The sequence below is a fragment of the Bacillus sp. UNC41MFS5 genome, assembly GCF_000686805.1.
In genome coordinates this window covers 694,550-719,015 of sequence record NZ_KK366017.1, presented here as the reverse complement: position 1 = coordinate 719,015, position 24,466 = coordinate 694,550, and the positions used below count along the sequence as shown (strand labels likewise).

Sequence of the window (24,466 nt, the reverse complement as noted above, 5' to 3'; positions counted from 1 at the left end):
AATTTTCAATTGCTTAAGCTTAAGGATAATGTAATAATTGAAATAAATAAAATGCTTAAAAATTATATTAACCTATAAAAAATATTAATATCTGATAGATGGGTGGAAAAATGGATTACCGTGACTGGGAAATACTAAAGGTGCTTTATCATCAAAAGAATCTAACAAAAACAGCTCGCCTCTTATTTCTTACTCAACCCGCATTAACGACTCGATTAAAGCATATGCAGGAAGAACTAGGCGTAAAAATCGTAACCCGTGAAAGCAGGGGAGTGCATTTTACCCCACAAGGAGAATACCTTGTTCATTGTGCTGAAGAGGCCTTAGCACATTATGAAAAGATAAAAGAAAATGTCCAAAATATGAGTAATCACGAAAGTGACCAGGTGGTAGGTACGTTGAAATTGGGGGTTTCCAATTTTTTCGCGAATTACGAACTTCCCTATATTTTGAAATTATTTAAATTGCAATATCCACATGTGGAGTTCAAAGTAACGACGGGATGGAGCAGAGACGTAACTCAACTTATTCATAATAAAGACGTTCATATCAGCTTTGTCCGTGGAGATTATGGCTGGCGGGGATTATCGAAACATCAATTGTTTGAGGAAACTATTTGCATTGCTTCAAAAAATGAGTTTGATATGAAGGATCTACCTCGTCTTCCTAGAATCGAATATAGAGGGGACTACCTATTAAAATCACTCATTGATCATTGGTGGGCAGAAAACTTTGCGCAAGCCCCCTTTATAAGTATAGAAGTCGATCAAGTAGACCCATGTAAGGAAATGGTTATAAATGGTTTAGGATATTGCATTTTATCTAGCAGAGTACTCAAAGGGATAGAAGACATATACAAAATCAATTTAAAAGACCAAGAAGGAAATCCGATTTTGCGAAGAACGTGGATGTATTACCATAAGGAAGCTATGGAATGGAATGTTGTTAAGGCGTTTGTCAATTTTATCGAAAAAATCGATTGGAAAGACAATTGAATATCACAGAGGTGGACACTGTTTTTTTACGGGATTGGAAAAAGCAGAACCGATGATGACCATTTCTTTGAATTCCTTTCGGAGTTTTGGTCTTCATCCGCTTGATGATGACCTTTTCTTTGGCTTTCTTATGAAGTTTTGGTCTTCATCTGCTTGATGATAACCTTTTCTTCGGCTTTTGTTCAGCGTTTTGGTCTTTATCAAATATTCTTCTTCAATCTTGCTCTTTAATAACCAAAGTCGCTAATTTCTTAGGATTGCCAAAAAGCCATATTGTGTGAAATCCACATATATGGCTTTTTTCGTTATTCTACAATCACTTTAATCTTTTTTAGCATTACATCTAATTCATCCAAAATATCCGCCAAACAACAAGCACAAAGAAAGACAAAAAAAGCTTACTCAAAGGGTAAGCTTAACCTCTATATACACTATCACATGTTCCAGCCTTTGGTTCATAAAAACAATGTTCTTTAAATTGTCCAGATTGCGGTTGATCGTACCATGTTGGAGGGCATGGAGCATGTGGATTAAAATACCAAAGCGCATATTTCCCTGGGTGGTCTCTCCAATAATCCAAATTTTGTTTTGCTAATCTTCTTTCAGCAGTTCTTGATCTTTGATAAAATACATTCCCTTTTTGAACTGCTTCAAAGGAATAATTTCCACCTTGTACTTGATAAATTACTTGCGGAACTGTCCTTAGTCCTTTAAAGTCTAAACAATTTGCTACAAGACGATTTACAATTACATTTCCAACATATAACATTCCCTGTTGTCCTTCACCCTCTGCTTCTGCTCTCATCATCCTTGCCATTAAGTCAACATCTGAAGTTCGGTAATTTACTCTTGGCATTATTTCACCCCTGAATATGGTATGAAATAAATCCTACAATGTTGTCATATTTTATGAAATATGAATACTTAGTTTTTACAGTTAAAAAGCCAGTTGATTGGAATACATTATCCCTCGCCTTTTTTGACTAAAAATAGTTCATTTTTTGTCCTAATAAATAGAAATATTATCATCATTTAAACAATTACACTTTACCTAGATAGCTTCTTGTGATATTTGGAATAACTATTTGCCCATTATTGCTATATTTTTCAAATAGATTCGATAATGTTGTAATGAAGGGATAATATTCCTCATCGGTTTTTTTGAGGGAATAGGAAGCGGATAAGTATCGTCCCAAAAATCCATTTAAATTAAATTGAAGGTCATTGCGAAAGTACTTTAAATCATACTTTCCATCTTTAAAAAATTGCTGAAATGCAATCGGAGTTTCCTCCATGCCGCCACTAAATCCTTTAAAATTTGGACAGTACTTTTGGCAAACCTCTGCACTTTCCTTGTTTATATCGCTTAACCCATCCCGGCTATTCCAGACAAGGGCAACTTTCGCATCATGTTTTAAAATCCGTTGACATTCCAATCTGAACGGCTCCATATCGAACCAATGAAATGCCTGTGCTACTGTTACTAGATCTATACTATTATCATTTAACGTTATGTTTTCAGCCGTGGCCTTAATCGTAATAAAACGGGAATCCGTCTTCAAAGTTTGTTCTGCGACTGTTCTCATATCATCATTTGGCTCCACTCCGATTACAGTATATCCCCTTTCGAGAAGCTGCCCACTTAATATTCCAGTTCCCGAGCCAATATCTGCAATAATACTATCCTCATTTAATACAGCTTTAGAAATTAAATATTCAATATATTCATGGGGGTAGCTAGGACGATATTTTGCATATACCTCTGCTTTTCCTGTGAATTTATCTGTTGATTTCATAAAGACACCTTCTCTCTGTTACAAATGTATACCTTATCCTATTTTACCATCTTTTCACAGAGCATATAAATTACTTCACTTATTTTATATAGAATAATCAAACCAATCAAAATAAGCAGGCGTACTCTTTTTTTTGTCCTTTTCCTGCGGCAATCATCCAAAACCTTCTTCTTCCCACCCTTAATCGGGTTTTATCTGCAATAACTCCGCCAAATAATCCAAAAATTACTACCGCGATACCGATGATCCCAGTTAAATTACAATAAACCTCTATGCAGCTAATACATATAAAAAAAACAGACCGGGAGATGGCCTGTTAGTTTACAATTAATAGCTTTATCTTTTTCTCTTCCAGTTCATTCCTAGTTTCTTCATCGATATTTGAATCGGTAATAATACAGTCGATGGTAGAAACAGGGACAATTTGCGAAAAGGCCCGTGTTCCAAATTTACTCGAATCCACCATTAAGAAGGTTTCATCGGCTATTTCCATCATCTGTTTTTTTAATAGAGCCTGTGACTCATTAAAATCACTTAATCCCTTTTCTAGATGAACCCCTTTACAGGAAAGAAACGCTTTATTCACGTGATACATACTCAACGAACGTTCAGCAAGCGGTCCTACATACGAAAGAGACTGAGAGAGTAATGTTCCACCAGTAGAAATCACTTTGATTTGTTCTTTTTTACTGAGCTCAAGAGCTACTTTTATCGAGTTAGTCAAAACCGTTAAAGGCATATCAGGCAGTTCTTTCGCCACATACCACGCCGTTGTACTTGCGTCTAAGACAATTTGATCACCAGGCTCGATGGAACGAACTGCTTCTACAGCTATTGCTTTCTTCTCGGCAGCGTTGGTGATCTCCCTTTCTAAATAAGAAGTCTCCCCTTGATCCTTTTCAATACTAACTGCACCACCATGACTGCGCATTAATAGTTTTTCTTTTTCAAGCTTTTCAAGATCACGACGTATCGTTTCTTCTGTTACGGAGAAAATTTTGCTCAACTCTGTGACTCGAATACTCAAACGTTCATTAACCAATTCCACAATCTTTTTTTGTCTTTCTGCAACTAGCACTAGTGCTTCCCCTTCCTGCCGAGACACTTTTTATTTATGTTGTTTTATATTTGTTTTTTACTTATTCTCACTATAACTATAACATATTCTTTTGAAAAACAAACATAAATAATTTATTAGTAAAGATTCAAAAAAGTTTATTTTCCCACTTTTAAAACTTCGTAAAATTCCTCCTAATTCTTGTACAATCCCATCTAATATATGTGTAAATACCAAAAAAGAAGCCTCAATAGGAGCCTATCTATCTCCTATTTGAGTCTTCCTTAACAAAACAAAACTTATCTTTTTAATAATACCTCTTGCTCGTACGCTTTTACTTCTTCTAACCAAGACTCTCTTACTGGTACGCCCATTTTTTCACAGTAATAATCCCAAACTGCACCAAATGGATAAGTCTTGAATTCTTCCATTAACGCTAATCTTTCAGTGAAGTTGCCTTCTTCTTGAAGTTGTTTTAAATGCTCGTTTGGTACCAACATAGCAGACAATAATGCCTTGATCATATTGCGTGTGCCGATGGTCCAAGCAGCCACACGGTTAATACTCGCATCAAAGAAATCAAGTCCGATGATGACACGATCTAACGCATTATTACGTACAATTTCTAAAGCAATTTCTTTTAATTCATCGTCTAAAATAACTACATGGTCACTGTCCCAACGCATAGGTCTTGAAACATGTAATGCAAGCTTTTCGCTAAATAAAAGCATGGATGAAATCTTGTTGGATACAGTTTCTGTTGGATGATAGTGTCCTGTATCTAGTAAGCATAATTTATCATTTTTCATTGCATAGTTTAGATAAAATTCATGGGAGCCAACTACGTAAGATTCAGAACCGATACCAAATACTTTACTTTCTACGGCATCAAGATTATATCTTTCATCTACTTCAACTGTAAAAATCTTATCTAGTGATTCTTTTAATCTTTTTCTTGGAGTGAGACGGTCACTAGGGATATCCTTATAGCCGTCTGGAATCCAAATATTTGTTAATGCTGGTGTACCAAGTTCTTTTCCAAAATACTCACCAATTTTCCGGCTGCTAATGCAGTGATTAATCCAGAATTCCCGGATGTCTTCCTTTGGATGCGAAAGAGTCAAACCATCCGCCGCTTTTGGATGGGAGAATAGTGTTGGGTTATAATCCAAGCCTAGTCCGTTTTCTTTTGCCCATTTAACCCAGTTTTCGAAATGCTTTGGTTCTAATTGATCTCTTTCGACAACTTCTCCATTTGTTTCCGCATAAATGGCATGCAAATTGACACGATGTTTACCCGGAATCAAGGATAGTGCTTTTTCTAAGTCAGCTCTTAATTCTTCCGGTGTTGATGCTTTACCTGGATAATTACCAGTAACAGAAATCCCGCCAGATAATTCGTTTGGGTTTACTTCAAATCCACCGATATCGTCACCTTGCCAGCAATGAATCGAAATTGGAACATACTTTAAGGTTTCAATGACCTCATCAACATTAATTCCCCATTTTTCATAAGCCTTTTTAGCAAGTTCGTAGTTTTCTTGAATAGACATGTCATTCTTCCTCTCTATCTGTTAGTTTGTAATCGGTGCAGTGGGCAAATATTTTTTCACTTCAAATGAATTTTTAACAATCGTACGAGCTTCTTTAATATCTTGAATTTCATCGAGAGCCATTAATTGAGCCACGATATTACCTATGGCAGTAGCCTCAACAGGTCCAGCATATACTTCTTTTTTCGTAACATCAGCAACAAGTTGGTTTAACATCTCATTTTGACAGCCGCCGCCAATGACATTGATTTTTTCAAATCTCTTTTCAAAAATTTCTTCGATTTCGTTCACGGCATCTTGATAGCTAACTGCTAAACTATCAAAAACGCATTTTGCGACTTCGCCAGGTGTGCTTGGGATCAGCTGGCCTGTTTCCACACAATAATTCATGATTTCTTGAATCATGTTTTCTGGTTTTAAGAAACGGTCATCGTTGACATTGACCACAGCTTTGAAGTCTGTTGCTTCTCTCGCTAAATCGACTAGCTCGGCAAATGAATATTCATTATTGTAGTTTCGTCTTACCTCTTGAATCATCCAAAGGCCCATAATATTTTTTAAGAAGCGGTATTGATAATCGATTCCACCCTCATTGGTAAAATTGTAGTCCAGGGCTTTCGTTACACAGATTGGGAAGTAGTTTTCTACTCCAATCAGAGACCATGTACCAGAACTGATATAAATCGTTTCATTTTCTTCTGGTACGGCAATTACCGCAGAACCTGTATCGTGTGTTGCAGGTAGAATCACTTGAAGATCAAAACCAAACTCTGAAACTAGTTCTTCTTTTAATGTTCCAAGGACGGTTTTTGGCGTTTTAATATCATGGAACATTTCTTTATTAATTCCCAATAAATCCAACAAGTCATGATCCCATTTTTTCGTAAAAGCATTGACTAGTTGCGTAGATGTCGCGTTCGTGTATTCGTTTGCTTTTTTTCCGGTAAGCAAATAATTGAAATAATCCGGAATCATTAAGAATGATTTTGCTTGATTTAAGATTTCCGGTGAATTTTGTTTAATCGAGTACAATTGATAGATGGTATTAAACTTTTGGAATTGGATGCCTGTTTCTAGATAGAGGCGTTCCTTCATGATTTTTTCAAAAACCTGTTCCATCATTCCGTCTGTTCTTGGGTCACGATAAGAAACGGCCTCCGTTAATAGTTGGTCCTTTTCATCCAACAACACAAAGTCGACTGCCCAGGTATCGATTCCGATACTATCAGGTTTGATCCCTAGGTCATTGCACTTTTTTAAACCGTTTTTGATTTCTTGAAAAAGTTGATTGGCCTCCCAGCAATAGGAGTCGTCCTTTTTAACAATGTTATTTTCAAAACGATGAATTTCTTCTAATTTTAATAATCCATTTTCTAGATGGCCTAAAATAAGGCGGCCGCTAGATGCACCAATATCAACAGCAATACTGTATTTTGTCATTAACATCACCTCTCGGTTGGAAACGCTTACTGATAACTCTATTTTAATAGAAATCTAAGAATTTCCTATAACGTGATTCGACCAATTTATTGTCCTTATTTGCAAAGTTAGAGCTTGTTTATCCCACATCATTCAAAGTGATCCTGGTGAGTTTAAAAGTAATAAAAATAGTAAATAGACGTCAATAGTATTCGACGCCTTTACTTTCTTGATTATTAAGCTAGATAAAACACTTCCCGAAGTGGTTTGATTGGATTTGGATCATTAAAATCGAAGGAGCCTTTTACCATCTTTGAAGTAATGGCATTCCAGCGGTTGCAGGCATCACTCCCGGCTATATATTCAAATGCTGCTTCTACATCATCACATTCAAAACAATAAAAAAATTGATTTCCGTTTTGAAATATAGAATAGTTCCTAATTCCTGCCTTACTGTGCTCTTCGAGAATTTCTTGCCAAGGATCCAAGTGAAGGTTTACATATTCCTCTAGGTTTTCTTCTTTAATTTCCCATGTCCATGCAAATTTGTTGCTGCTTTCCAACTTCTTCATCCTCCTTTAGTACTCGGGTATTATTTAAATAAATTGGTTTAATGGCTAATTTGACTATTTGCGCCTTTTCAAGAGACAGGGCTTGTTTACCAGAGAGACTACTTTTCCGTTTCTCAAGAGTGGGTTAGTTGTTCCAATCGTTCCCGTAAAGGGTTTTCATTCCACTCTTCCCAGGTTAGATTTACATCAGCAAGGATTTTTTCAATCCGTTTACGGAATGGTAAACCGTCCTCTCTTAGTTGTATGATCATTGGGTCCTCTCTCCCCTGGAGCATTCGTTGCACCCAGGAATCCAAGTCCTTATCAAAACTTCCCGCCAATTCAAGGTAATTTTCTGCAAGATTAATTGTTTCATCCGGGTCAGTGTGTAAATCATAAAGTTCTCTAGGAGGACGATTAAAAACACCACTATCAAGTGTCCGGATGTATTTAAATCTTTCAGTACGAATTCCTCTAGATGCCTGCCAGGCACACTCGCTTAAATAAATCTTAGAATGGGTTCCCTCAACATCCTCACGGATAGTCGGCCATAAACTACGTCCATCCATCTCGCTAGGAATTGATATTTTGTCTGTATAAAGCGAAGTTTGATTAACAACTGCCTCTAAAATAGTTGGCATTAAATCAACCTGTTGAATCAGTCCAGTAACCCGTTTTCCTTCAGGAATCTTTTCTGGCCATCTCATAATTATTGGTACTTTGACTGTACTATCGTAAAGTCCACAATGATCCCAATATATGTCATGTTCTGTCAGACTTTCCCCATGATCACCAAATAGGATTAGAAGGGTATCGTCTTTGATACCTAGTTCCTCTAAGTATGTATCGATTTCTTTCAAACTGTCATCTAAATACCTGATTTCAGCATCATATAAAGAATTTACATATTCAGCGTCAGTTATGGGACCAAGTAAATCAAAATGGTGATGCTTGAAAAAAGGATAAGCAAGATGATTATAGGCTTGATCCATACTTTTGTTCTTCTTATCATATGGATCATTATTTGTATCATAAAAATCAGGTATAAATTCTTTTGGCGGGAGATAAGGAGTATGTGCATCCCAATAGTGAAGAAATAAGAAAAAGTCTTCATCTCTATGTTCTCTCAACCAAGGCTTGGCTAATTCATTTATGGTTTTGCCGTCAATCCATCGGTTTCCCCCTACACTATTAATATAGTAGCGGAATCCTCTCGCAAACCATTCTTTCAACTGATATAAATTGTCGACAGCCCCAGTTGTAAACCCTGCTTGCCGAAGCATTGTAGGAAGCCATTCCGTTTTTTTAGATAGAGTAGTCAACTCTGAACCATGTGATACAACACCAGTTCGAAGACCCACTTTTCCTGTGAAAATAGAGGTATGAGCTACCTCAGTTGGGATATCAGATGCAAATGCATTCTCAAATAGTACTCCTTCTGAAGCTATTTTATCGATATAGGGACTTGTTGGTTTATTATAACCATAACACCCCAATCTATTGGCTCTAAGTGAATCTAAAGAGATCATGATAATCTTCAAGTGGTTATCCTCCTCGATACATGTTGTTTAGTTATATCCCAATATTCATTATATTGTAAACTCTAAAACACAAAATCTCTTTGCCTATACGGACAGGGAAATGGTCAATCACGCCATTTCACCGATTAAATCATTAAGGATTTTGAAATTTTCTTTCTGGTATATTTTTTTGATTTAATCTCGAGAAAGCATGGTATGAAGACCACATAATTAACAAGGAAGGCAGACTGCCACCAATAATAAATACTAAACCCGGTAAAGACTTTAGTATAAAAAAAATAATAATACCTCCTGCAAACATCATAATTGTTGAAAGTGGTGAGACAATCAAGAATGAAAGAGAAGTTTTCATAATCTTATATACCGATAGTTCAAAATGGACAAAAACAGGCAGAACATATAATACTGTCAAGCCATATATTAGTGCAATCATTAGTAAAAAATAATAAAAAAAGAGCATATAACCACTTTGAAATTGTTGAACAAGTCGGATATCAAAGAACAAGAAAAATCCAACAAAAGTAATAACAAGTCCCAGAAGGTTACTTTTCAAAAAGTACTTTTTGTAGTGTGACCAAAAAGTCTTAAAGATCGGTATTTCCAAGTCACCCATAACCCATTTACGAATGACTGCAAACATTGATGTTGTTGCAGGAAAAAAGCCAAAAATGAATAAACCTAGTATTGAAAAAAGAATCCATAGCAAATTCAAATAGGCTAGGTTTAATAAAATTACGGGTATTTTTAAGACGCCACCTATGTATCCTCCCATTCATCCTCCTCCTAAAATAATTTTTCTAGTAATAAACACTCCTTTTTAAGCGTTTTCATTTCTATTAACTATTATATCAAACATGTTAACTAATAAAAATATTTTCAAAACAATATAAATAGTTTAAAAATTCCTGGTCCACCATTTCCCAACTATTAACTTTTGATATTCAAAATCCTTTTTTAAAAAGCCTTCTTTGATATTATACTAAAAAAAGAGGGCTCAGTTTTTGATTGAGTCACCCTCTTACATGAAATATCTTAAACTATCCTTCTTCTTTGTATATTACCGCTTTTGGGTTTCCTTTTCTTGCAAACCACGAGCACTTCTAAGTGTACCAAGGTAGAGTTTTTCATAAGCCTCCTCGGAGGATTTAATTGGTCCCCCACCTTTTCCATGGTAATTAACATTGGTATAGATCGGATTAATCCGGCCTGTTTGCTGCTCGCGAGCCGCAATATAATTCTCCATCTTTTGCTGGAGTTGTTCTACGATTTCTGGGAATTGTCCAGCTACATTGTTATTTTCCTTAGGATCCTCTATTAGATTATAGAGCTCAATTTCAGGCTTAAAATGGAAATCTGGCTCCAATGCCTGAATCAACTTCCATTCAGGAGTCCTCCATCCATGTTTTCTCATCCATGTACACTCGGTTAGATAGAATTCCGAAACCCTGTTAATGTCTTCTCCCTTAGTGATATTAACCAGGCTTTGTCCGTTAAAATCAATTCCAGTATCAATCTCCAGCAATTCAAGGATAGTTGGTGTGATATCCTGAATCATGCTTACATTCGGAAACCTCTTGCCTGCTGGGATCTTCCCTGGGAATTTAAAAATAAGCGGGACAGTAAGGGTGTTATCATATAAGCCATGATGATCAAAATAACAATCATGTTCATATAACGTTTCACCATGATCAGAGGTAATTACGATTAAAGTCTCCTCTTCAATCCCTAAAGCTTCCACAGTTGCAAAAATATTTTGGATGCATGAATCCATATAAGCAACTGCACCTTCATACTGGGCACAAACATACTTCTCGTCAGTAACGCCTTCAGGAATCCAAGACTTTAAGAAGTCTGCATGTGGCTTAAACTGATAAACAGGCTCCATTGAATGATTTTCCGGATCATATTCATTGCCATCATAAAAAATTCTTTCAAACGGACTCGGAGGAAGATATGGCGAATGCGGATCCATGTGGCGAAGGAATAAGAAAAATGGCTTTTCTTCGCCAGCCAGACGCTTCAATTCTGGAATGGCAACCGCATTCAAATTTTCTGCTTTAGGACAACGGCCTGTTTCGTCCGGAATCCATGCTTCATAATCTAGATAATTCTCAAATCCTCTAGACGATGGATTACCTGAAAAACCAACACAGGTTGTAATATAGCCATTTCCCCCCAATATTTCGGCTAGTGTTTTAACATGGATGCCAAGGGGACCTTCGTGGCGCAGGGCAACCACATCTGTTCCAAAACAGTCCATACCTGTCAGCATGGCTGCATAAGCAGGAGTAGTCGGGATACTTGGACTAAAATGATTCTCAAAAAGTACACCCTCGGTGGCAATTTTATCTATATGAGGAGTGGTCAGCCGGTGATACCCATAGCTGCTCATAAAATCCCTTCTTAAACTATCAATACCGAAAACAATAACATTTGGCTTTTTCATAGATTTATAGTCTCCTCCTTTTATTACTAGAATAAAAAATAGAGTTGTACCTATTTTACTAATCGTTCCTGGGTATGGACAGTTTCGCCTCGAAACTTTCCAGGTGATACGCCAACCTTTCGGGAGAACAAGCGTGTGAAAAATGCAGGATCATCGTATCCCACTTCCATAGCAATACTAATGACTTTTTCATCCGATTGCAGAAGATGGTGCTTCGCTCTTTCAATCCGAATATCATGAAGAGCTTCGATCACGGTTTTTCCTGTTTCATCCTTGAACACACGGTTTATATGCCTGGCACTAATATTAAACAAATCCGAAAGAATCGCGAGTGACAGTTTCTGATGAAAATGTCTTTCTAAATATCCACAAATTCTTTGCACAAGAATTTTTCTTTCTTGATTACGTAAAATCGCTGGTTCTTTGTAATTTTGTTGCTCCTCATAGATTCTCGACAATTGGACCAGTAATTGAATTAACTGTAAACGAATTAAAGTCGAGTAACCTTTTCGTAAGCCCTTATACTCATCAGACATTCGATTTAACAGCGACAAAACCTCTGAGGAATCCTGCCCTCGTAAATTTAAACTATAATGAAATCGTTCCTTATTATCTAGAAAGGGGTGAACATAGAAGTAGTCCATTGACTCGGAGATACCTAATTCTTTTAAAAAGGACTCATCAATGAAACTTGGCATAAACAGGCAGTTGATGATTTCTAATTTTCCACCTGGCTGAATGATATAGGTATGGACCTCACCGGGATTTATTATGTACACATCCCCTGCAGAAATATCATACAGTTCACCTTCAAAACTATGTTGTGCTTCGCCCTCGGCTATGTAAACAAGCTCAACAAAGTCATGGCTATGAATGGGTGGCATGTTATATTCAGTATGAGTGAAGGAACGTATACAAAATGGAAATTCTTTTTCATTCATATATTGACTGCCTTTTAATTTCATCTGGATTCAGCCCCTTTCTAGCTTAACAATGGTTTAAGCCTGTAAAATCCCCTTTTTTACTTTTGGCACGTCAATCACGGCGCCATTCTCAAGCTGTGACCTGATTGCTGCTTCAATGACTTCTTGACCTGCTAAAGCATCTGCACCGGAAGCTTCCATTTGAGAAGGTGCAACTCCTTCCTTCACTTGCTTAACAAAATGATCAAGACGATTTTTGAACGTCTCATTGAAGCTACCTACTCCAGTCATGATAGAGTTTCGAAGAACAAGGAGTTCATCGCTTTGATGCGGATAGAAGGTAAAGTTTTCATAGACATTGTCGATAACAAATCTTCCCTTATTTCCAGCCACTTCACAATATTCAATCGGATGACGTCCGGCCATGTCATAGCTTCCTGTCAAATGACCAACAACTCCTGATTCAAATTCAAGATTAATAGAAGCAGTTGACCAAATACTACGTCCTGGCGCTTTTGTCATAAATGCTTGAACACGTTTGATATCACCAGCAAAATATCGCATAACGTCAACAGAATGTGGATGCAGTGCACGAAGGTGGAACCAAGGGCTTGTTTCCTTCGGATTTTGGATGGTAAGCTTCATATTTAAGAATAATAATGTTCCTAAATCTCCCTTTGTGATCAATTCCTTCCCCTTATATGCAGCAGGAACAAAGCGGTGGTTCAAGTTAGAAACTAAACGGACATTTTTCTCAGCAGCTAAACGAACTAGTTCTCTAGCTTCCTCAATGTTATTAGAAATTGGTTTTTCAACTAGCACATCTTTACCAGCTTCGATAGCAATAACAGCTGGTGCAAAGTGGTCACCACCGTTTTCTTCACCTGCTGTTGCAATGGAGATAATATCAATCTCTTCACTTTGTAGCATTATTTTCAAATCGGTATAGGCCTTAGCGCCATGAAGCTCCTCCATAGCCAAAGCGCGTTCTTCAATGAGGTCGCACACTGCTACCAGCTTTACATCTGAATTCTGACTATAATAACGACAATGAATTTTCCCAATATTCCCAACCCCAACAACAGCAACTTTTAGCATACAAGATTCCCCCTCTTTTCATTAGCCTCTTGGAAAAGTCTGCTTAAATATCCATGACTTTCTGCAGCAATGGCCACTACTTTTGGCAGCTCATGATTTTTCGCCCCAATGATTTCAAGAACCGTAGCTCCTTCATAACCGATTTCGACCATCTTATTGACAACTTCCTTCAGCGGCGTTGTCCCTCTGCCCGCAATTTGAAACTCTGGAGCGGCAATTTTCAATTGTTCAATAAACGTATCGCGAATATGAACATGGATGATATGCTTCTTAAGCGCCTCAATGCATGCTACTGGATCGTCACCAACCCGGCCGACATGTGTCGCATCAAAGTTTAATCCAAGTGCTGGATGTTTTACCTCTTCCATGAGTCGAAGAGCAGTTTTTGTATTGTAAATACTGTGTCCATAGTGAAGCTTTAAGGCAAATCGAATACCGCAATCTCCGGCTGCTTGGGCCAATTCCTCAATCGCTTTGATGGAGGCACCTGTTTTTTCTTCATTATCGGACTCGCCTGAACTTCCGACGGTAACCATCGGGATTCCTAGCTTTGCAGCTCTTTCAAACACTCTTTTTGTCCGTTCGCGATTTTCTGGGACTAATATGTCAGTAGCAGCCTCGACACAATACAGATCCAATCCAGCTTCTTCGATAAGTCTATAGACATCTTTTAGCTCAGCATCACTTGCTGTATCGCTCAAGTGCTCCGCCATTCCCACAATAGAGGCAAGTTCTAAACCTTTATATCCACTGTACTTGATATATTCAACAGCTGTCTTCAAATCATATCCACCGAATAAAACGGTATTAACGCCTAATTTCATCTAAATCTCCTCCTAAAATGAATTAAACACTGGTTTAACTGAAACAACAGGATTAGAAATCGCTTACAATGAACAGGTTATTAACTGACTCCCTTCTGTGCTTTATTTATTCAAATAATAAAACAATTCTAACTATTATTCTTGGTGTATTTCGCCATCAACATGGTCGATATGGACAAAAAATAAAAAGTGGAAGCGGACGTTAAGCTACTTATGGTCACTAGTCAGTGGGTGCAGGAGATAGATTGAGATAACTCTAGTTCGATATTCATTTTAAAAAGGGGAAACCTGGAAAATTCTCCAGGTTTCGTTTTCTAATTTATTGTGAATCCCATTTACCCTTTAACAGCACCAGCTGTCATACCTGCCACAATTTTCTTATTAAAGAAAATAAACAGGATCAGAGGCGGAATTGAGATTAATAAAACATCGGCAAAAAGCAAGTTCCAGGATGTACCGAACATTCCCTTGAAATTGTAAAGTGTCAACTGGACAGTTGCATTTTCGGCACCAGGGAAGAAGTACAACATATTTTCAAAATCGTTATAGATATTAATCGATGAAAGAACAATTATCGTTGAAGTAACAGGCTTTAGAAGTGGGAGGATGATCTTAAAATACAATTTGAACGAGCCGCATCCATCCATAAGTGCTGCTTCATCAATCTCGCGCGGAATCGTGGCCATAAATGCCTTATAAAGCATACATGCAAAAGAAAAATGCAGCGCAGACTCAAGCAAGACAATTCCAGGCAAAGTTTTAAACAGACCGATTGATTGCAGCACCCAAATTGTTGGAACAATTGCCGGCGGAATCATCAATCCCACAAGGACCAATGAATTTAGAAAATTGGAGCCCTTCCCCTGTCTTCTTTGCAAAACAAAAGCAGCCATTGAGCATACGAGAATCATTGTTACAATAGATAAAACGGTGATTAGAGTACTGTTGAAAAAGGCCCTAAGGACCATTCCATGGTTTGTTGTAATAACCTGTGTATAGTTTTCAAGGATGTGTAAGCTACTAGGCCAAGCGAGATTCATATTGGAAGCTTCAGTCACATCTTTAAATGAGTTAATAATAACGAAATAAAAAGGGATGCCAAAAAGGACGATAGCGACTAGAACAGAAAATGATTCAATTGAAAGTAATTTAAAGTTCTTTTTTTTCTTTACACTACTATGAATTTCAATGTCATATGATCGAACCAAAGCTGTTCCCTCTTGTTTGATTTCAATACTCATAGATCCACCTCTTTCCGGTTAAGTAATTTGAAGATTGGAAATGCGATTAGTCCTACGAAAAGGAATAAAAGAACATTGCCTGCTGTCGCAAGTCCATAAAACCCGCCTGCATACTGTTTATATATAATAGAAGCAAGTAAGTCAGTAGAAAATCCTGGACCACCACCAGTCATCGCCCATACTAAATCAAATGTACGCATACCACCAATAAGTGCCAGAATGATAACGGTGTTCATGGCTGGGCGTGAAAGCGGCAAGGTAATATGTAAGAACTCTTGAAAAGAATTTCCTCCATCAATCTTGTGAGCCTCGTAATACTCGGCAGGTATTGCCATGATTCCTGCAATGAAAATTACCGTTGCAATTCCAACCCCTTTCCAGACATCCACCAGGACAACGGAAAAAAGAGCAATGTTAGCATCTCCCAGCCAATCAGGTCCAGTAATGCCGATTAATGCGAGACCTTTATTGATGATTCCAGTAGTGGGATTCATCATAGCATTGAACACAACCCCAACTGCAATGGTACTTAGAAGAGCTGGGAAGAAAACAACAGACCTAAGGAGATTTTTATTTCTGATTTTTGAACAGAGGAATACAGCCAGCAGAAGTCCAATAATCACTTTCAGGGACATTGTTGAAAAAGCGTAGATAAGCGTATTTTTAAAACCAATCATTAACGATGGTTCAGAGAAGAATTGCTTAAAATTTTCAAGACCGATGAATTCCCAATCAATGAGCGTCCATCTTGTTAAACTGAAGAAAAATGACATCACAGTTGGTGATAAGAAAAATACCGTATAAATGATGGCGGCCGGTATGATAAAAAAGTATGAATACATACGTTTATTGACATTAGTCATTCTATTCACTCCTTATCTGTTAGAAAATGAACCCTGTAAATCACTACAGGGTTCATTTCCAACTACGAAAGATTTACCTCAGAACCCAATTTATTTCCAGCCAGGAAGTCCTAACTGGACCGCTTGCTTCTCAACGTCTTTGTCATACATTTGAGCACCCTTTAATGCTTTCGTTATTCCGCCGCCAACTTCTGTAGAAATCTGTGGAAGGTTCGCACCTTTTACCGGGGTTAAGAATTCAAGTGCAGGAGCAACATTGCCGCTATCAAAGAAAGGCATCATTTCTTTAACAGCTGGATAAGCATCATCTGCAATTTTAATGCCGTTAATTACGTTTGGACCAATAGCCTTTGATTTAGATGCATAAGCAGCAATTCCTTTTTCTGAAACGTAATATTCAACCCATTTTTTTGCTGCTTCCAGCTTTTCAGTCTTCTTGTTAATTAAGATGGTATTAGGCAACCAAACGGTAAAACCGTTCACGTCTGCTGAATCACTAGGCTGAGGGAAAACACCGATATCATTGATTTTATCTGGATACTTGTCAGCAATGACCGGGAGAACTTGAGTCAGCATTGGGTATTGTACTCCATCACCATCTGCGAGCATTTTCATTGCTTGATCATAAGTAGTAGTGTTGAAATCTTTATTCATGTAACCCTTCTTGTTGATTTCTTCCAGTTTCTCGAATCCTCTAAGTGCAGCAGGAGTTTTTGCGTACTTCGCTTTACCAGCAGTATAGTCCTTAGCGAAATTTGGTTCTTGAGCCTGAACATTATAGTAGTCTGCTAGAATAATTAACTGAGATGTCCAGTTGGTATTGTAGGATCCAATAACAGCAGTTTTACCTGCAGCCTTAATTTTTGCATTGTTCGCCATCAATTCATCCCATGTTTTTGGAACGGAGAGACCTAATTCTTTATAAACCCTTTTATTATAAAGCCATCCGCCTACCTGGCTGGAGCTGACAGGTGCACCGAATACTTTTCCTTTGTCGGTAACAGTCTCCTTAAATGAATCAAATACATTCTTCATAAATGGCTCGTTTGTCAGATCAACAAAGTTTTGTTCGGGGTTAAGCGTTTTCAAAAGTGACCCGGAATTAAATACACTTAGATCAGCCATATCGCCTGTTGCCAGTCTAGTTTTCACAATATTTTCACCTTCAGGACCGCCGGGACGAAGCTCTACCTCAGTTTTAATATTCAAATCCTTTTCAATACTCTTAACAACTTCTTGAAAACCAGGCGTATTGATAGTTTCACCTATCAGCATTGTAAGCGTTACCGGCTCGTTCTTACTATTGGAACTAGTAGACGCTTTTTCTTGACCACCGCAGCCGGCTAAAAGAGTAGAAAGTACGACAGAAGTAGCTAAAACCTTAACAATTTTTGATTTAAACTTGTTCATTCCCAGTCCCCCTAGTATTTTCACTTATTTTTGTAAAACTAGCAAACTACTTGTATATATGGAAGTTATGTAATAGACCCCTGGATGCAATCGCTTTCAACTTCAAAAAAAACAAAAGTATAGAAAAACAAAACAACAAGTTTCTAATCATTTAACTTTTGTTTGTGTTTGAATTTAATTATTATTATAGAGAAAATATTCTTTTAATACAACCAAAATTTACAATATTCCGAATCTAATGATTAACTGATTAATTTCTAGGTGGCAGATTCAGTTTTTTTTGATAGCAATGGAAACCATTCACCCTGAATAGGTTCATTCACTGTCAATTCCATTCCATCGGTTACCATATGTTTTTTGCCGTTGTAGGTTGTGTTTTCAGGATAATAGATAATAGCAAAAACTCGTCTTGGTTTGTCCGTGTGATTGGCATGTGCATAATGAAAGGTTAATCCATCATGGAAGGTGCAACCTCCCGCTTTCATCCGGCAAATAACTGGTGTGTTTCTATCTATCTCTAAGTTTTTAGTATATTGAAAGATATCTTCTGGATCTGCCAAATTAATAGGTTTAAACTTTCCTGCCTTATGTGATTTAGGAACAAACATCATACAGCCGTTTTGTTCGTTTACGTCATCAAGGGCAATCCAGATCGACATTGCCCCCGGCTCATTCATTGGCCAATAGGGAAAGTCTTGGTGCCAGGGAGTCGGTTTGGAATCTCCAGGCATCTTAAATAGGATATGGTCATGGAAAAAGCGCATTCCACTTGCTCCCGTTAATTGCAGGGCAATATTACAAAAAAGAGGGTGAAAGCTATACTTGGCCATACCTGCATGATTTTGCCAACTATTAACCTTTTGATTCAAAACTCGGTAATAAGAACCCATATCTGGAGAATCAAGAGCTGTAAGATTGTGTTCTTTCATTGATTCATCCACATACTGCCTTAATTCATCAAGTTCCTCATTACTCAGAAGGTCATCAATCTGAATAAAGCCATTGGTCCTATAAAAATCAATTTGATCTGTAGTCATCATCTTTACCATTTTATTCCTCCTTCCTTTGTAGTATCGTATTCATACAATCAGGCTGTCTTCCCCGCCTTCTCACCACCCTTCAATTCACTTTTCTACTATAATAAAATTAAATTTTATTAACCGCTTCCATACTTACCTTTGTTACATCGATTACCGCTCCATTTTCCATCTGAGAACGAATGGCTGCCTCAATAACTTCTTGGCATGCCAATGCATGGGCACCAGAAGCTTGAATTTGATGAGGCGCTACCCCTTCCTTTACCTCCCTAATAAAGCAATCAAGCCTATTCTTAAAAGTTTGGTGAAAATTCCCTACTCCGGTAATGATAGAATTTCGCTGGACCAAAAGCTCATCACTGTGATGAGGATAAAAAGTAAGTTTCTCATAAACATTATCAATCACAAATCTGCCCTTATCTCCTGCTACCTCACAATACTCAATCGGATGCAATCTAGAAGCATCATAACTTCCTGTTAAATGTCCTACTGCTCCAGAAGCAAATTCAAGATTAATGGATGCCGTTGACCAGCTTGTGCGCCCAGGTGCCTTTGTCATAAACGCTTGTACACGTTTTATTTCCCCTCCAAAATATTGCAAGACATCTATTGAATGAGGATGGAGGGCACGAAGATGGAACCACGGGGTGGCTTCTTTCACATTTTGAATCGCAAGTTTCATATTTAAAAATAATAGTTTCCCTAATTCGCCCTTTTCAATTAGTTCTTTCCCTTTATAAGCTGTGGGAACAGAACTATGATTTAGATTGCACGCCAAGCGGACATTTTTTTCCGCAGCAAGACGGACCATTTCCCGAGCTTCTTCAATATTATTAGAGATTGGCTTTTCGACAAGAACATCCTTACCCGCCTCAATTGCCATCATCGTCGGTAAGTAATGGTGGCCGCCATTTTCTTCACCGGCCGTAGCAATGCTTACGATGTCGATTTCTTCGTTTTCCAGCATGGTTTTCATATCGGTATAGTATTTTGTATGGTACAAACTGGCCATCTTTGCTGCTCTTTCTTCGACTAAGTCACAGACAGCGACAAGCTTGACATCTGGATTCTCGCTATATGTCTGACAATGAATTTTTCCGATGTTATTGACTCCTATGACAGCTACTTTAAGCATGTTTAAGGTCCCCTTCTTCCGCTTATACTTATAATTTAAGATGAATAAATGCCATATTTTTACGATCCATCGTGTAGGTCAAAAAATGTTCTTCTCCTTCAGCGATGATGGCAGGATAGGAGAACTCCCCTTTTTCTGTTTCAAAATGATAATGCTCTTCCCATGTATTCCCGTTGTCTTCAGAGAAGGAAATCGTGATAGGGTGTACGGGCCGACCAGTTTCCTAAAACAGGGTTATAGACGAGTGCCAAGGCCCCATTTTCCATTTTTACAACGTCAATACTGCAATTATTATTTGGCAATGAATTCGGATATGCCTCGCACCAGGTTCTTCCAAAGTCGCTGGAATCACTTCGGTAGATATAGCCCCTTGTACTCCGGCACAGCATATGAACATGGCCCTTTTGAGATTCCCATAAGGCTTATTGGATGATTCCGTCCCAACGCGAAACCTTTGCCAGGTCATTTTCCCATAGTGACTCTTGTTTTAAGCCTTCCCATAGATTCCTATTCTCGATCGACGACCCTATTTTGTGGGTAACCGGCACTAGACGGCTCTTTTCCCAAGTCAGTCCTTGTTTCGGAGAATAATCCGTATAGTCATCCCAATTTCTTATCCCTTCAATAGAAATTCCGGCCAGCCAGGCGCCATTCGATAACGAGATGATTTTGTTTTTTCCAGGACCGCGCGGGGTGGGGTCAAAAGAAACTAATTCTTTTGGCCTTGACCAGGTATACCCATTATCCACACTCGTCACAAACCTCGTAATCCATGAATGCACATCTAAACCAACTTTGTAGAATAACCAGATTTTCTTATTTTGTTGATATAAAATTGGATTCCAATGAGGAAGGCCTTCCTACAAGATGACTCTTTTTGGCTCCTGCCATTCATTCTTAGTTTTCCGTGATATCCAAATCGCAATGTCCCCGGTTCCCTCTTTTGTCCCGGCAAAGAAAGCCACAAGTATATCATGATTTGACAACTTCACAATCGTAGAAGCATGACAATTGTGAAAATAGTTATGGTTTTCATTGATTAATAATTCTTTCTGTAGACGACTAATCCGTGTTCCTCTTTTCTGCTGCATTCTCCTTTTCCCCCTGGGACTACTAGATCATTAGACATCATGGCTTCTGATAGAAGAGTTTTTTTAAACGTGCTAGTCATAAGTCTTAGTTGTTCTACTTCTTTTTTCTGAAAATCTTTGAAATCCGCTTGATTTTTTGACCGACTATAGAGGGAATGATGTACACTCTCCAGTTGTAGATAATACTTGGCATTGACAGGATATTGCTGTAATTCATACATGGCTGCCATACCGATAAAAGACTGTACTTTTAATGCTGCTTCAGGGCTGTCCTTCCAATTGTTGAACAGCCAACTATAAATTTCAGGGTGGAAATTTGCCATTACACCATTGAAACCGCTTATACCCAGTTGATAAGAATCCAAAAGAGTTGCTGAATTCGCATTAAATATTTTTAAGTTTGTTCCACTAACTGCCTGCATTCGCTCCTTAATTTGATGAAGGTCACAGGACGTGTCCTTTAAAAAGAAAAATCTTCCTGTTTCCGCCAGCCATTTTAGCAAGGAGGGAGATAGTAGCCGTTTATAGGGATATGGACATTCATAAATGCCAAAGTTTACTGATGGTATTTCCTTCAAGATGGTCGCAACATTACGTTTAACAACTTCCTCTGACTCTTCTTCAGCCGCTAATCGATTGCTGACCAAAACAAACGCATCAATGCCTGTGCTGGCGATCTGTCTTATTTCATCAATTTGATCCTCAATTGAGTCAGAGATATGTCCAGAAGCTACAACTTGCAGGTCACTTCCGGCTTTCTCTTTTACAAATCTCGCCAGCTCCACTCTTTCTTTTAGAGAAAGAAAGAACATTTCACTCGATTGACAGACAGCAAACAGTCCGGATACACCATTGGAACGGTACCATTCAATCAGATTTTCCATGGCAGGATAATCAATTTGATTATCATCTGAAAATAACGTGAGCATCGTTGGCCAAACACCATTTTTTAAAGAAAAGAACATCCATGCTTCCTCCTATGTAAATAATCCTGCTATAACGTTTAAGCATCCAGCAGACTCCCTCATTACATCTAATTATGAGGGGGCCAGACAACTATTTCGAAAAACAATCGAGGATTCGAATGTGAAATGAACTGGACCTCTTGTCTGTTTTTCAATAAGATTAAGTAAGGTCGTCACACATTGGGCTGCCATTTCTTCCACTGGTAAATGAACAGTCGATAGAGAAGGGATAGTAAATTTTGTAAAATCATTATTATCATGACCGATCATTTCAATATCCTCGGGAATTCGTATTCCTGCTTCATGAAAAGCGGTCAATGCCCCAACTGCCAATTCATCACTTAATGAAAAAATAGCGGTTGGTAATACCTTTTGTTCTGCCAGCCATTGCTTTACACATTGATAGCCTCCCTCCTCTGAAAAGTTGCCTGTTAAAATATTACTCTGAGAAAGTTCCAATGAATGATAGATAACACGACTTACAAAACCTTCTTTTCTAAGAGAAATAGCTTGATTGGATAATTTCGGGATTATCATCCCCACTTTTTTATGACCCTTTTTCATAAAAACATCGGCTACTTTTTCTCCCGATGTAAAGCCTTCTACGGAAACAGTACTAAATTTTGCCGATTTTCTTTGGTATATAACGATTGGGACATTTACATCATTGGATTCTAAATAATTCAAATCTGCTTCCGTAGCCCCTGCAATAATGGCACCATTAAAACGAGTCCCCGTTTTTAAACTGTTCAATTTATCTAAATGGCCATTTTCGTATGGTTGAATCAGGAGTTCAAATTCCCTCTTTTGATCTATCGAGGAGGATTTATCTTGGATCCCCTCCAAGAAACGACTAATGAGAGAAGCACGAGCATTTTTGGTCCATAGCATAGCGATAACTGGGAGAACTTTCTCTCCACCGCTGCGAAGACGCCTAGCAGAAATATTAGGAGTATAGCCTAATTCCTTTGCTATTCTTAACACTTTTTCCTGTGTAGACTTAGAAATTCTCATTTGATCAGCTTTTCCGTTAAGTACGAAAGAAGCAGTACCGATGGAAACTCCTGCAATGTTTGCAATTTCTTTAATACTAGCCAAGTTATCACCCTGCTTAAACGATTTAGTTAAACGTTTTAGCTAATTGTATATTATCAGATTAAGTTTTGTCAATGACAATCCTAAAAATTATTAGAAAATTCAATTAATAAATCAAAATTCACTTCTCATTTATTAATGATCGACACCAATTAAATTTATAATAATTTTATTATATTAGTAATCTATTAAAAGAAAGATAAAAAGATTGTTTTTCCATAGTTCCTAGCTGGCTTTGATGACTTTTTTGGGTTTCAAAACTTTTGAACTAGGTAAACTTAATAAACTCATGCCAATTAAAAATAATACTGACCCTTCAAGCACATATTTAGTGATTGGTTCTTTATAAATTAACCATGACCATAAGATGGTGAATATGACACTGGAATTGCCCAGAATTGCGGCCATTAAAAACGAAACATTTTTCAATGCTTTAGCATATATTAAAAAGCTAATTCCAGTAATTAATCCTAAACCTATTAAAGCTAATATCGTTATTTCGTGGAAATCGCCTGTCCATTTAGCCTGAGATGGTAGTGGGATAGTCGTTATCAAACTGCAACATAAAAAGATTGATAAATTCATGTCAGCTGCATCCATCATTTCAACCAGAATTTTCTGAGACATAAAATGGATACTGGCACCTACAGCAGACAAAGCAAATATGAAAGTCAAAAAAAGGTCAAACTTCATTAAATCTTGGATTGGTAAACCATTCCAACTAATTAATACTACTCCAATTAAACATAATGTTACCGATATCCAGGAGAGAAATGTCGCTTTTTCCTTAAAATAAAAAACAGAAAAAAGTAACATAAATATTGTAACAAAAGGCGTCACTAGGATTTGTTCATAGGCATACCCGATTGATACACCATAGTTTTCTAGTAGATAGTTCAGAATTTTCCCAAGTGCTCCATACCATATCCATTTAGATTTCCAAAAGAAATTCAGTTTCCTCTTACTCATCCAAATAAACACAAACAAGAAAATTACACCTAAAAAAAAGCGTAAAAACGTAATAGTATAGCTATCTACCGAGAAACTAGTTGCTTTCACAAGTATACTGACAAAACTCCACATCAAAGTGCAAAGTAGGAGTAAGAGTATTCCCATATTTTTTTGTCTTCCTTTTTTTAAATTTTTACAAAAAAGATAAAGATTTTATTATAAACAGTACCAGTGAAAATTCAAAGCTTAAAATAACATTATCCCTTCCAATGTTTTATTTAAAACGAGTTTTTGTTCTCGACTATCAGTTTCCCCCCTTAAGACTGTGGTCAGACCAACAGATAAGATGATACTATTTTAACTCTGAATTTCTTCAGAAGTAAATAGAAACCTTCAGAATATTTTAAAAATTAAATATTTTGACCGAGACCTCTTAATTTTAATCAAATACTAAATGATTATTTTTACGGCTCCA

At 37.5% G+C, this 24,466-nt stretch carries 23 protein-coding genes and 1 pseudogene; 2 read left to right on the top strand and 22 right to left on the bottom strand.

Annotated elements, in window-relative coordinates:
* The first annotated feature begins 110 nt into the window (after positions 1 to 110).
* Both BR30_RS0119930 and BR30_RS38485 read left to right on the top strand, forming a co-directional pair.
* A complete protein-coding gene (locus BR30_RS0119930) occupies positions 111 to 995 on the top strand; it encodes a LysR family transcriptional regulator (protein WP_026566546.1) in 885 nt (294 codons plus the stop codon).
* A gap of 34 nt (positions 996 to 1,029) precedes the next feature.
* Positions 1,030 to 1,152 carry a hypothetical protein gene (locus BR30_RS38485; RefSeq protein ID WP_269320624.1) on the top strand — a complete coding sequence of 41 codons (123 nt, stop codon included), beginning with the start codon at positions 1,030 to 1,032 and terminating at the stop codon, positions 1,150 to 1,152.
* Between the two features lie 258 nt (positions 1,153 to 1,410).
* Here BR30_RS38485 and BR30_RS0119920 read toward each other — a convergent pair whose 3' ends face one another.
* The 22 genes and pseudogenes from BR30_RS0119920 to BR30_RS0119815 form a co-directional block, all read right to left on the bottom strand.
* On the bottom strand, positions 1,411 to 1,851 hold the full coding sequence (locus tag BR30_RS0119920; RefSeq protein ID WP_026566545.1) for a cell wall hydrolase: 441 nt from the start codon (positions 1,849 to 1,851) through the stop codon (positions 1,411 to 1,413).
* A 184-nt stretch (positions 1,852 to 2,035) separates the two neighbouring features.
* Complete coding sequence (locus tag BR30_RS0119915; protein WP_026566544.1) at positions 2,036 to 2,791, bottom strand: class I SAM-dependent methyltransferase; 756 nt, start codon at positions 2,789 to 2,791, stop codon at positions 2,036 to 2,038.
* A gap of 316 nt (positions 2,792 to 3,107) precedes the next feature.
* Complete coding sequence (locus BR30_RS0119910) at positions 3,108 to 3,869, bottom strand: DeoR/GlpR family DNA-binding transcription regulator (protein WP_026566543.1); 762 nt, start codon at positions 3,867 to 3,869, stop codon at positions 3,108 to 3,110.
* 278 nt (positions 3,870 to 4,147) lie between these two features.
* The gene (rhaA, locus tag BR30_RS0119905; RefSeq protein ID WP_026566542.1) at positions 4,148 to 5,401 is read right to left on the bottom strand and encodes an L-rhamnose isomerase; all 1,254 of its coding nucleotides are present in this window, start codon (positions 5,399 to 5,401) and stop codon (positions 4,148 to 4,150) included.
* Positions 5,402 to 5,422: 21 nt separating this feature from the next.
* The gene (rhaB, locus tag BR30_RS0119900) at positions 5,423 to 6,841 is read right to left on the bottom strand and encodes a rhamnulokinase (RefSeq protein ID WP_026566541.1); all 1,419 of its coding nucleotides are present in this window, start codon (positions 6,839 to 6,841) and stop codon (positions 5,423 to 5,425) included.
* A gap of 215 nt (positions 6,842 to 7,056) precedes the next feature.
* Positions 7,057 to 7,392 (bottom strand): L-rhamnose mutarotase, encoded by a 336-nt coding sequence (locus tag BR30_RS0119895; RefSeq protein ID WP_035445746.1) that lies wholly within the window; start codon positions 7,390 to 7,392, stop codon positions 7,057 to 7,059.
* A gap of 113 nt (positions 7,393 to 7,505) precedes the next feature.
* Positions 7,506 to 8,912 carry a sulfatase family protein gene (locus BR30_RS33995; RefSeq protein ID WP_051633684.1) on the bottom strand — a complete coding sequence of 469 codons (1,407 nt, stop codon included), beginning with the start codon at positions 8,910 to 8,912 and terminating at the stop codon, positions 7,506 to 7,508.
* Between the two features lie 133 nt (positions 8,913 to 9,045).
* Entirely contained in the window at positions 9,046 to 9,684 is a 639-nt protein-coding gene (locus BR30_RS0119885) for a YesL family protein (RefSeq protein WP_035445745.1), read from the bottom strand.
* 285 nt (positions 9,685 to 9,969) lie between these two features.
* Positions 9,970 to 11,358 (bottom strand): sulfatase family protein, encoded by a 1,389-nt coding sequence (locus BR30_RS0119880; RefSeq protein ID WP_026566538.1) that lies wholly within the window; start codon positions 11,356 to 11,358, stop codon positions 9,970 to 9,972.
* A 50-nt stretch (positions 11,359 to 11,408) separates the two neighbouring features.
* A complete protein-coding gene (locus BR30_RS0119875) occupies positions 11,409 to 12,323 on the bottom strand; it encodes an AraC family transcriptional regulator (protein WP_026566537.1) in 915 nt (304 codons plus the stop codon).
* 33 nt (positions 12,324 to 12,356) lie between these two features.
* Positions 12,357 to 13,379: a Gfo/Idh/MocA family protein gene (locus BR30_RS0119870; RefSeq protein ID WP_026566536.1), complete on the bottom strand. Its 1,023-nt coding sequence runs from the start codon at positions 13,377 to 13,379 to the stop codon at positions 12,357 to 12,359.
* A complete protein-coding gene (locus BR30_RS0119865) occupies positions 13,373 to 14,203 on the bottom strand; it encodes a sugar phosphate isomerase/epimerase family protein (protein WP_026566535.1) in 831 nt (276 codons plus the stop codon). Before BR30_RS0119865 ends, BR30_RS0119870 begins: the two co-directional genes overlap by 7 nt.
* A gap of 335 nt (positions 14,204 to 14,538) precedes the next feature.
* Complete coding sequence (locus BR30_RS0119860) at positions 14,539 to 15,444, bottom strand: carbohydrate ABC transporter permease (protein WP_081825511.1); 906 nt, start codon at positions 15,442 to 15,444, stop codon at positions 14,539 to 14,541.
* Positions 15,441 to 16,307 (bottom strand): carbohydrate ABC transporter permease, encoded by an 867-nt coding sequence (locus BR30_RS0119855; protein ID WP_026566533.1) that lies wholly within the window; start codon positions 16,305 to 16,307, stop codon positions 15,441 to 15,443. Before BR30_RS0119855 ends, BR30_RS0119860 begins: the two co-directional genes overlap by 4 nt.
* A 90-nt stretch (positions 16,308 to 16,397) precedes the next feature.
* On the bottom strand, positions 16,398 to 17,717 hold the full coding sequence (locus BR30_RS0119850) for an ABC transporter substrate-binding protein (protein ID WP_026566532.1): 1,320 nt from the start codon (positions 17,715 to 17,717) through the stop codon (positions 16,398 to 16,400).
* A 257-nt stretch (positions 17,718 to 17,974) separates the two neighbouring features.
* Complete coding sequence (locus tag BR30_RS0119845) at positions 17,975 to 18,766, bottom strand: phytanoyl-CoA dioxygenase family protein (protein WP_026566531.1); 792 nt, start codon at positions 18,764 to 18,766, stop codon at positions 17,975 to 17,977.
* 97 nt (positions 18,767 to 18,863) lie between these two features.
* Complete coding sequence (locus BR30_RS0119840) at positions 18,864 to 19,889, bottom strand: Gfo/Idh/MocA family protein (RefSeq protein ID WP_026566530.1); 1,026 nt, start codon at positions 19,887 to 19,889, stop codon at positions 18,864 to 18,866.
* A 179-nt stretch (positions 19,890 to 20,068) separates the two neighbouring features.
* Positions 20,069 to 20,728, bottom strand: a pseudogene (locus tag BR30_RS38035) (exo-alpha-sialidase); the annotation flags it as partial.
* Positions 20,729 to 20,749: 21 nt separating this feature from the next.
* Positions 20,750 to 20,980 (bottom strand): exo-alpha-sialidase, encoded by a 231-nt coding sequence (locus BR30_RS38710; RefSeq protein ID WP_026566528.1) that lies wholly within the window; start codon positions 20,978 to 20,980, stop codon positions 20,750 to 20,752.
* On the bottom strand, positions 20,929 to 21,945 hold the full coding sequence (locus BR30_RS33985; RefSeq protein ID WP_081825510.1) for a dihydrodipicolinate synthase family protein: 1,017 nt from the start codon (positions 21,943 to 21,945) through the stop codon (positions 20,929 to 20,931). The genes BR30_RS38710 and BR30_RS33985 overlap by 52 nt, the downstream gene beginning before the upstream one ends.
* A 72-nt stretch (positions 21,946 to 22,017) precedes the next feature.
* Positions 22,018 to 23,043 (bottom strand): LacI family DNA-binding transcriptional regulator, encoded by a 1,026-nt coding sequence (locus BR30_RS0119820; protein ID WP_026566527.1) that lies wholly within the window; start codon positions 23,041 to 23,043, stop codon positions 22,018 to 22,020.
* A gap of 222 nt (positions 23,044 to 23,265) precedes the next feature.
* Positions 23,266 to 24,156 (bottom strand): DMT family transporter, encoded by an 891-nt coding sequence (locus BR30_RS0119815; protein ID WP_026566526.1) that lies wholly within the window; start codon positions 24,154 to 24,156, stop codon positions 23,266 to 23,268.
* Positions 24,157 to 24,466: the final 310 nt, after the last annotated feature.

Excerpts from the sequence above, each read along its gene's own strand:
- BR30_RS0119845 (WP_026566531.1), bottom strand. The coding sequence starts at position 18,766 with ATGGTAAAGATGATGACTACAGATCAAATTGATTTTTATAGGACCAAT.
- BR30_RS0119895 (WP_035445746.1), bottom strand. The coding sequence starts at position 7,392 with ATGAAGAAGTTGGAAAGCAGCAACAAATTTGCATGGACATGGGAAATT.
- BR30_RS0119880 (WP_026566538.1), bottom strand. The coding sequence starts at position 11,358 with ATGAAAAAGCCAAATGTTATTGTTTTCGGTATTGATAGTTTAAGAAGG.
- BR30_RS0119815 (WP_026566526.1), bottom strand. The coding sequence starts at position 24,156 with ATGGGAATACTCTTACTCCTACTTTGCACTTTGATGTGGAGTTTTGTC.
- BR30_RS0119875 (WP_026566537.1), bottom strand. The coding sequence starts at position 12,323 with ATGAAATTAAAAGGCAGTCAATATATGAATGAAAAAGAATTTCCATTT.
- BR30_RS33985 (WP_081825510.1), bottom strand. The coding sequence starts at position 21,945 with ATGTTCTTTTCTTTAAAAAATGGTGTTTGGCCAACGATGCTCACGTTA.
- rhaA (WP_026566542.1), bottom strand. The coding sequence starts at position 5,401 with ATGTCTATTCAAGAAAACTACGAACTTGCTAAAAAGGCTTATGAAAAA.
- BR30_RS38710 (WP_026566528.1), bottom strand. The coding sequence starts at position 20,980 with ATGCAGCAGAAAAGAGGAACACGGATTAGTCGTCTACAGAAAGAATTA.
- rhaB (WP_026566541.1), bottom strand. The coding sequence starts at position 6,841 with ATGACAAAATACAGTATTGCTGTTGATATTGGTGCATCTAGCGGCCGC.
- BR30_RS0119885 (WP_035445745.1), bottom strand. The coding sequence starts at position 9,684 with ATGGGAGGATACATAGGTGGCGTCTTAAAAATACCCGTAATTTTATTA.
- BR30_RS0119870 (WP_026566536.1), bottom strand. The coding sequence starts at position 13,379 with ATGCTAAAAGTTGCTGTTGTTGGGGTTGGGAATATTGGGAAAATTCAT.
- BR30_RS0119915 (WP_026566544.1), bottom strand. The coding sequence starts at position 2,791 with ATGAAATCAACAGATAAATTCACAGGAAAAGCAGAGGTATATGCAAAA.
- BR30_RS0119840 (WP_026566530.1), bottom strand. The coding sequence starts at position 19,889 with ATGCTTAAAGTAGCTGTCATAGGAGTCAATAACATCGGAAAAATTCAT.
- BR30_RS0119855 (WP_026566533.1), bottom strand. The coding sequence starts at position 16,307 with ATGACTAATGTCAATAAACGTATGTATTCATACTTTTTTATCATACCG.
- BR30_RS0119860 (WP_081825511.1), bottom strand. The coding sequence starts at position 15,444 with ATGAGTATTGAAATCAAACAAGAGGGAACAGCTTTGGTTCGATCATAT.
- BR30_RS0119850 (WP_026566532.1), bottom strand. The coding sequence starts at position 17,717 with ATGAACAAGTTTAAATCAAAAATTGTTAAGGTTTTAGCTACTTCTGTC.
- BR30_RS0119920 (WP_026566545.1), bottom strand. The coding sequence starts at position 1,851 with ATGCCAAGAGTAAATTACCGAACTTCAGATGTTGACTTAATGGCAAGG.
- BR30_RS0119930 (WP_026566546.1), top strand. The coding sequence starts at position 111 with ATGGATTACCGTGACTGGGAAATACTAAAGGTGCTTTATCATCAAAAG.
- BR30_RS0119865 (WP_026566535.1), bottom strand. The coding sequence starts at position 14,203 with ATGAAATTAGGCGTTAATACCGTTTTATTCGGTGGATATGATTTGAAG.